This is a genomic window from bacterium (genome assembly GCA_040755755.1).
GTDB lineage: Bacteria > SZUA-182 > SZUA-182 > DTGQ01 > DTGQ01 > DTGQ01.
Genome location: JBFLZW010000019.1, coordinates 59,044 through 67,930, shown reverse-complemented (window position 1 = coordinate 67,930; position 8,887 = coordinate 59,044). Strand labels below are relative to the sequence as shown.

Annotated in this window: 6 protein-coding genes; 2 read left to right on the top strand and 4 right to left on the bottom strand. The window is 49.2% G+C overall.

The features are described from left to right. On the bottom strand, nt 1–1,010 hold a 1,010-nt coding region (locus AB1611_07235), incomplete at its 3' end, for a hypothetical protein (GenBank protein ID MEW6379385.1). A gap of 455 nt (nt 1,011–1,465) precedes the next feature. Further along, complete coding sequence (locus tag AB1611_07230; protein ID MEW6379384.1) at nt 1,466–1,630, bottom strand: hypothetical protein; 165 nt, start codon at nt 1,628–1,630, stop codon at nt 1,466–1,468. A gap of 544 nt (nt 1,631–2,174) precedes the next feature. Between AB1611_07230 and AB1611_07225 the strand changes: the two genes are divergently transcribed. Further along, complete coding sequence (locus tag AB1611_07225) at nt 2,175–3,893, top strand: ABC transporter substrate-binding protein (GenBank protein ID MEW6379383.1); 1,719 nt, start codon at nt 2,175–2,177, stop codon at nt 3,891–3,893. Nucleotides 3,894–4,047: 154 nt separating this feature from the next. After that, entirely contained in the window at nt 4,048–4,392 is a 345-nt protein-coding gene (locus AB1611_07220; protein MEW6379382.1) for a hypothetical protein, read from the top strand. A gap of 149 nt (nt 4,393–4,541) precedes the next feature. Here the strand turns inward: AB1611_07220 and AB1611_07215 are convergent, their stop codons facing one another. Both AB1611_07215 and AB1611_07210 read right to left on the bottom strand, forming a co-directional pair. Beyond that, nucleotides 4,542–4,940: a response regulator gene (locus AB1611_07215; protein MEW6379381.1), complete on the bottom strand. Its 399-nt coding sequence runs from the start codon at nt 4,938–4,940 to the stop codon at nt 4,542–4,544. 32 nt (nt 4,941–4,972) lie between these two features. Then, nucleotides 4,973–8,878, bottom strand: coding sequence for a PAS domain S-box protein (locus AB1611_07210; GenBank protein MEW6379380.1), 3,906 nt, complete (start codon nt 8,876–8,878; stop codon nt 4,973–4,975). Nucleotides 8,879–8,887 lie beyond the last annotated feature (9 nt).

Genomic DNA, 8,887 nt, shown 5'->3' with positions numbered 1-8,887 from the left:
AGAACGAGCTGCTCGCGGTAGGTACCGGCCCTGACCAGGACCGTATCACGGGCCTGGGCTGCATCAATGGCCGCCTGGATGGTTTTATACTGGCTGGTGGGAACCACCAGGGTGCGGCAGGGCAGGGATACCCAGTTGTCGATTACCTGGGTAATAACCTTCATTCGGGCCTGGTTAAATCCGGGCAGGCAGTAAAACTGGCCATACTGACCGCCTGCCGTGTTCACCAGGATGATGTTGTCCGACTGATAGCTCTCGCTGTCTTCGGCAAAGACTTCATCGACCCGCCAGAAGGACACATGGTGCCAGTCTGACGACAGGGCATCGATGAGCAGTTGATCGTAGCACAGGGCATGTCGAGCTTCATACTCGACAAAGGAAGCGATATTGTAATCTCCGTCCGGATCCTGATAGTCCCGGACCGCCGTGGTTGGTTCCTGAAGGCCGACTCCCCGGCACAGGCCGGGTGAGGATACATCGAGCACCTGGCTTGCCCCTTTTTCACCAGCTCCCCGATCCCGTATTACTCCATCGAGATCAATATACCAGCCGAAAGGCTCGGACCCTGTCCAGATCACCATATTGCCGGACTCCATCCATCGCTCGGCCATTGAACCGTCAACCTCGCCCCGGAACACCAGAGACGGACAGATATCAATAACCACCAGGATATCCGCTTTCCCGTCTCTCAGGTGGCTGTCGAGCCAGCCTCTCAGAGAATCAATCGTATTCTGCCCAAAGCCGCCAAATACTGCCTTTGAAGTTACCTGAGCAACATGGTCGTGGATATATGCGGCACATGCCTCCTGCTCCTGAAGGCTCATCACCCCCTGTTTTCCCGGCCAGTATATGGCCAGCTCTCCTGCTGCTGCCCACCGGGGTATAGAGAAGAGTATGCCAGTGGATATCAGAACAAGGGCCGCCAGGCATGATAAGCTGAAAATGGCAGCGTCCCTACGGGGAGGTGTCCTCATTTCAAATGCTTCTTGCATTGCCGGTGCTTCGTGCATCGCTGATTCTCCTTCCGATCCCCCCTGAATTCAGATATTACTTCTTGGTTTTTTCCAACAGCCTGTCTCCTCGAGTTACAATAACGATATATTTCCTTCCATCCAAGATGCCTCTTTCTTATGAAAAGGCATAATTATTTCCTGGATCGGAATATTTCAAATACAGAATCGGAATATCTCAAATACAGAAAGGAGTACCTCCTTGCTTTTAATAAAAAATATAAATCAATATTATAAATACGATATGCATTATCTATAAACTATAGATATCTTAGTAAAGATATATAATATATAATTTAAAAGATATACGTTATTTTGTCAAATTTTTTATAACCTAAAAATATCCGATGGGCAAAACCTGTCCCTGTCAGGGAATGGTGCCCCCCTTTCCCCGCTGGAGGTCAGGGGGGATTTATAAGAGCTGATGGATTGAGTTATGGCTGCTTTCGGTAAATTTATTGAGGCAATTGTATTCTCTCCTGGATATCTTTCATTATCACCAGAATGTCCTTCATGAATTCATTATTTCTCGACATCCACTCGCTCCTTATGGGGTTGAAAAAATCAACAATGTCGATAAATTCATCTCTTATGGACAATAAAGTATCAATCGCTTCCACAAATGTTTCCCCTAATATAGCACCTTGAGCACAGGCAAAATTTGTTACACACAGACAGTTGATAAAAGTGCAAATTAATAAAATGATTATTATACGCCGGATGTTCATTCTCATACGGTCACCTCATCTGATTATATGTTAGGGGTTGTTGATTAAAAACACCTTTCAGTTACTATTTTCGGTTAAATACAAAGAAAGATATTATATCGTTTTAAGTTGAATATACATTTTATTTGCTCGAAATTAGCCTCACGAAGAGCACGAAGATATAGCACTGCGTGGGAATTATACCCGTCCAGAATAGGTTTTACGCTGCCAGCGGAAAGTGGTGTCTTGCCGCAGCATTCCAAAGCGGCTTCCCCATGGTGTGGGTGCTGTCGCAGTGGACGATAACCGGCAGTATAAACCCAATCCCCTCGCTGTGTATGCAGGTTGTGTCATTTCAGGCTCAAATTTTGCATATTTCAAATAGGATTTTACATCTTTTTCAGCGGCTACAGAAAGAGCCTTACCTTTTTGGGGTTGAGCAGGGGAGATATTTTACATGCGCAGAAGATGGATGCTGGCGGGATTGACTTTCGGGATTGGGATGGGTCTTCTTTGTTTCCTGGCCTGTTTACGGAAAGGAAAAGTGCATTCTCCGGATACTATGGTTATCGGCACTGCCAGAGACTGGCGGGTTTCGGACATCTGGTCATACAAAGGATTCAATGGTCTGGTATTCGAGACATTGATCAGTCAGGATCAAAAGGGCGGATATCTCCCCTTGATCGCCCAATCGTGGGAGAAGAGCGAGGATGGTCGGGATTATACCTTCAGGATCAGAGATGGTATTAGCTTTTCCGATGGGACGCGGGTCACAGCCTATCATGTCAAGGAATCCTTCGAGATGCGGGAAAAAAGGAAAAAACAGGAAATCGCCGCCAATGGACAGGCCGTCTTCCATCAGTCCACCGAAGAGCAGTGCCGGAAAGAATGGTTAGACGAAATTGCTCTTCCTCCAATACCGGGAGACACCAGGGAGCGCGAGAAGTCCCTGAAGTTTCCATCCTGTGCTCACGGAGAGCCGGAAGAATTTCTCACTCAGCTCTCCAGCCTGACTCGCTGGAGCGCAATCTCCTCGATAGAGATTATCGATGAGCGCACGGTTTGCTTTCACCTCTATCAGCCATATACCCTGTTCCTGGATGAATTGGCCACACCGCATATAAGCCCTGTGGTCAAACCATCGTCGGATGAAAAAGTGACCGGATTTATCGGTACAGGGCCATATACCATCCGCGAGTACAGCAGGGCCCGACATATTCTGCTGGCTAAAAATCCTTATTACTGGCAGGGTGAAGTGAAAATCCCTCATATTATGCTGAAGGTCATCCCTGATCCCGGGGAGCGGATAGCCGCTCTTGAGGCAGGTGATATCGATTTGATCGGCCTCGATTGTTTTGACAAGGTGCCTCTTGAAATGGTTCCCCGCCTCAGGGCCGCTCATTGTGCAGTGGAAAAACTCTCCAGCCCCGATCCGTCGGTCCATTCTCTGGTGCTGAACTATCAGAAAGAGCCCTTCACTGACATCAGGGTAAGGGAAGCAATCTATCTGGCCATAGATCAGCATACAATCAACAGCCTCATTCATGATGCCTCCCTGAGCATCAATGGCCCGGTTCCCCAAAACCATTTTCTGTACAATCCCCAGGTACGCAGAAGGCGCAGTGATGTATCCGCTTCCAGACAACTGCTGGCTGAAGCGGGATGGAAAGACCGGAGTATGGACGGCGTAATCAGGAAAGGGGGGGAGAAATTTTCAGTCACCCTGTCATGGAGCAGCTTTGATCCGGTTTACGAGGTAATTGCCGACCTGATACAGGCCCAGTTGAAAATGGTGGGCATAGAGGTAAAATTGCAGCCTATGGAATTCGGCGTACATGCCGAAAAGATGCGCAGCAGAGAGTTTGAAATGGCCCTCTGGCCGCAGGTGCGTTATCCTCTCTTCTACTATACCGGTCAGCCTTTCTGGTTCACTGTGTATCAGAGCCCTGAGCTTGATGAAGCTTTTTCCATTTTCCTGCACTCCAATGATCCGGAAGAAAGCCGAAAGGCCTGCTGCACAACCCAGGAACTTATTACCAAAAGCTACGTTCAGCCGTTTTTCTTCGAAGTTTTTACCATCCTGGCCTGGAACACCAAAAAAATCCCTGACCTTGAGCCACTTCCTCTGAAATGGAATCCGGCTGTTGAGTTATGGAAAGCAGGATTGACGGAGTAGTGAGTGTGCAGCACATTTGGAAAGTTATTCTTTACGAAATAACATAAAAGTGCTATGATAAGCGTCAATATTCATCTGATGCCGAAGGGAATTGAGCATATCTTGACTCTTCACCTTTACTCTCTTAATCTTTCCACGGAGGAGGATCCAGGACATGGAAAAAAGAGACTTGGAAAAGATGACCATAACTAAATTAAGAGATGAAGCGCTCAAGTATAAGGATCAGATTTCCGGCACCATTCATGAGATGGAAAAGGACCAGCTGGTTCACGCCCTCATGAATGTACTGGGGATTCATGAGGAAGAGCACGCAATCGCAGCAAAAAAGAAGGCGAAAATCAAAAGGTCCAAGGAATCCTTGAAGCAGGAAATGCGGGCCCGGCGAAAAGATCAAGACGAGGCTCGTAAATCCAATGACGCTGTCAAAGTGAGTCGATTGAGGAAAAGGATCAAGACGCTCAAACGAAAAATCAGGAAATACCCTCGCGCTGCAGCCTAGCAGACTTGTCCCCCGATCCGCTGCTGACAATACGAGCGGCGATCTTTCGCCAGAAACCCGCCTCCACAGTGGAAGCGCCATCCTGTCGCTTCTTCAAGGGGCTGGAAGCCGCTTCCACTTTCGATGTCTCTTTGTCTATAAGGAGCATCTCAGGCAAGGAGCCCAAGCTTGCTTATTGCGGCAACAAGGTCCTGCTTTTTGATCGGCTTGACCAGATAAGAGGACACTTCTCCCTTGGCAAATGCACGGACCACATTTTTAGGATCGTCAAGGGCGCTGAGCATAATTGCCTTTACCTTTCGTGAATTGGTGATACAGAGAAGATCTTCGAGCTCGCGGATTTGTCTGAGCGCTTCGTGGCCATCTATATTCGGCATCATGATATCCATGCAGACCAGATCATAGGGTCTGTTCTCTTCCCAGGCCATCCGAAAGGCGCAAACCGCTTCCTGGCCGTCAATAGCTATATCACAGTGGCCATAGGCGGAAAGGATATCTTTCAAAATACGGCGGGCTACAAAATCATCCTCAACAATCAATGACTTCATGATCGATACCTCCGGGCAGTTCTAAGAGACGGTTATTGAATACTTTCCCAGCTAAAGCCTGACAATAAAGTTTCGTAACTCTCCATTTCCTGCTCGATGCGCTGAATCAGTTCGCCGAATTTTTCTCTCTCCCCTCCTCTGGCGGCAAGCTCAAGGCGGAAAGAGGCATCGGAAAGCCTGTTTGCTCCGACATTGGCGGCGCTTCCTTTCAAGGAATGTGCCAGGTGTTCGAGAAGACTTGTTTCATCATTCAGATAAGCCTCGTTCAACTGCTGGATTTGAGTCGGCGCCTTTTTCCGGAAAAGGTCAACAACCTCTCTTAACAGCTTCCTGTCTCCATCCAGATTGACCAGAGTATTTGAAGCATCGAATACTTTCCTGGCCAATACCTCTCTGGCCAGTACTTTTGCTGGCGGTGAGGGTGCATCTTCCACCTCGATATCGGCCAGACCGGAGGCCGGGATAAGCCGCTCAATCTCCTGCTCAAGTTCAGTCATTTTGATTGGCTTCGAGATATAGCCATCCATGCCTGCTTCAAGACACCTGTCCTTATCTCCCTTCATGGCATGAGCAGTTATGGCGATAATCGGGGTATGGAGACCGGAGAGCTTTTCCCGCTCCCGGATAGCCCTGGTAGCCTCAAAACCATCCATAACCGGCATCTGGACATCCATCAGGACAAGATCGACCGGCTGATGATCGAGGACCATCAGTGCCTTTTCTCCATCTTCAGCTACCTGAACCAAGTAACCCTGCTTTTTCAGCATACCGACAGCGACCTTTTGGTTGATAGGATCATCCTCTGCCAGGAGGATCGACAGGCTTCGCCTGTTCTTCTTTTCCCGGAGTGTGTGCCGGGTAACCAGAGAGGGTGCAGCCTGCTCCTGGCCATATATTACGCCGCCCATGACCTGACTGATGGCATTAAAAAGCTCCGATTGTCTGATTGGCTTGAGAAGATAGGCTGAAATCCCTAATTCCCTGCAAATCTTGGTCTCTCCCCTTTGTCCCAGCGAAGTGAGCACAATTATTCTGGCATCGGCCAGGGCGGGGTTGTTTTTAATCCGGCGGCTGACCTCAAAGCCATCCATGCCGGGCATTTGAACATCCAGAAGAACCAGCCGGTAGGGACTATGAGCAAAAGCCGCTGCTTCCATTTCAGCCAGAGCGCTCTTCCCATCCCTGGCCTCCCCCGGCAAAAGTCCCCAGGAGGAAACCATCTCCATCAGGATCTTGCGGTTGGTTTCATTATCGTCCACAATCAGAACAGGTAAATCAAGAAGGTCAGCCGGTCGGGATTCCGCCTCGATCGGCTTTTTGTCTGACTGCATGGTGAACCTGGCCGTGAAATGGAAAGTACTCCCCTTGCCGGGTTTACTTTCCACCCAGATTTTACCACCCATCATTTCCGTTAACTGCTGACAGATGGACAGGCCAAGGCCGGTCCCCCCATACTGCCGGGTGGCAGAGCCGTCAACCTGGCGGAAGCTTTCAAAGATAATCCCCTGCTTATCCCTGGGAATGCCAATTCCGGTATCCGAGACAGAGAAATGAAGCATGACTGATTCTGCATCTTCGCTTTCGACACCGCAGACAATCACCACTTCGCCTTTCTCGGTAAACTTGATGGCATTTCCAACAAGATTGACAAGAATCTGGCGCAAACGGCCGGGATCGCCAGTCAGCATGGTTGGAACATCCTGCCTGATATGGCAGATGAGCTCCAGCCCCTTCTTATGGGCCCGAATGGCAAGTGCCTCGGTGGATGTTTCCAGGGTCGTGCGAAGATCGAAGTCGATCTTTTCGAGATCCAGCCGTCCGGCTTCCATCTTGGAAAAATCCAGGATATCGTTGAGCAGACCCATGAGGGAATCGGCCGAAGTCTTGGCCATATTCAGATACTCCCGCTGTTCACTGGTCAGTTGAGTGTCCGAAACAAGATCGATCATGCCGATGATGCCATTCATCGGGGTGCGGATTTCATGGGACATATTGGCCAGAAATTCACTTTTGGCCCTGGTTGCAGCCTCGGCAGCCTCCTTGGCCATATGCAGGGCTTCTTCCGCGGTTTTGCGTTCCGTGATGTTACGGGCAATGCCGGTCGTACCGATGACTTCCCCCTGTTCGTTGTAAATCGGTGTCTTGATTGTCTCTATCCAGTGAATTATACCATCCTTGTCTGTCAGAGGCTCATCGATGACTATTCTTTTACCTGACCGCATGACTTCCCGGTCGTCAGCCCGGTACTTCTCAGCCAGATCCCGGGGCCAGAGATCCAGATCAGTCTTCCCCGGCAAATCATCCAGATCTACGCCGCAGGTTTGACCAAAGGCTCTATTGGCAAGAATAAACCTGCTATCCTTATCTTTCAGCCAGGCAATATCCGGAATATTGTCAAGGATGGCTTTTTTCCGCTGCCTGCTCTCCCGGAGAGCCCGCTCCATTTCCTTTTGCTCAGTGATGTCCCGGCAAACCCGGTAAAGTAAAGACCTGCCGGATAACTCAACCTGTATGACCGTAACCAGGATGTCGATAGTCCGGCCTGATTTGGTATAGTGTTGGGTTTCAAAGGTAACCTGCCCATTGGCCAGTATTTTCTTTTTGCAGGTCCGACACCTGTCAGGTTTACAGGCAGAAAAATCAGTAACGTGCAGCCTGGCAAACTCCTCGCGGGTATAGCCCAGTTGCTGGTGGGCAGTAGCGTTGAAATCAACCGGCAGCCCGGTTTCAGGGTCTACAACTATAATGCCGTCGGGTGAGTTTTCAAAGAGAGTTCGGTAGCGGATTTCCGCCTGTCGAAGTTCCTCCTCCATTTTCTTTCGTTCGCTGATGTCTCGAAAAACAGAGTAGAGTACAGGCTGTCCTGACAGCTCGACTGTCTGCACCGTAATCAGCACATTCCGGATCTGGCCCGATTTGGTACGGTGCAGAGTTTCAAAAGTATCCTTACCAGTGGCTAATATTGCCTTTACATGGGCCTGGGTTGTCTCGCTCTCTTCAGCCGCCTCATAATCACAAATGTGCAGCCTGGCAAACTCCTCGCGGGTATAGCCCAGTTGCTGGTGGGCAACAGGGTTGAATTCTAACGGCATTGTGGTCTGGGGGTCGATAACCACAATCCCGTCGGGCGAGTGTTCAAAGAGAGTTCGGTAGCGGATTTCCGCCTGTCGAAGTTCCTCCTCCATCCGCTCGCGCTCTCTGTTTTGCCTGTCTCTGTGAATCCTTGCGTGAAGTACCGGAGCCAGCTGGTTGGCGATGCTTTCAAGCTGTTCCTGATCCCTGGCCGTATAATCGGCCCCCTTGTTGGCAACTGTGATCTGACCGATAAGCTCTCCTTGATACATGATAGGGACAACCAGAACCCTTGTTATAGAGATATGCCCTTCAGGCACAGGGAGAGGTTCATTGGAAAAGAGGGTCTTTTTCTCTCTGAGAGACCTGCCCCAAATGCCCCTCCATACCTGGCGGGGGAAAACAAAGTCTTTGTTTTTCATCCGGCACTGATCCCAGACATCTCCGGTCAGGGAGGGTAAGACAATGGCCCCATCATGGTTGATATATCCGAAGTATCCAAGACTGCTTTCCATGAAGTTGAGGATAACCTGCAATACTTCAGCATACATTTCATCATCCGGAATAGTGAGAAAAATATCAGCGATTTTGTTCCGGACAATCAACTCCTTCTTGGATTCCTCAAGCGCTTTTTCTGCCTGCCTGAGCACGGCAACATCTTGCTGTAATTGATTATTCATCCAATTACACAGACGATGATTGATAACATACTGGATGATAAAGAGAAAGGTGAGAACTGTCAGAATCGGTGCCGTGAGATGCCCTACCAGATAGATGATGACAACAGCCCCGATGAATGACAGCATGCTAAAAGGTTTGATAAAAATTTTACTAATCCTGTGGTTGTTTCCGTGGTCTTTTTTCATTGGTAAATT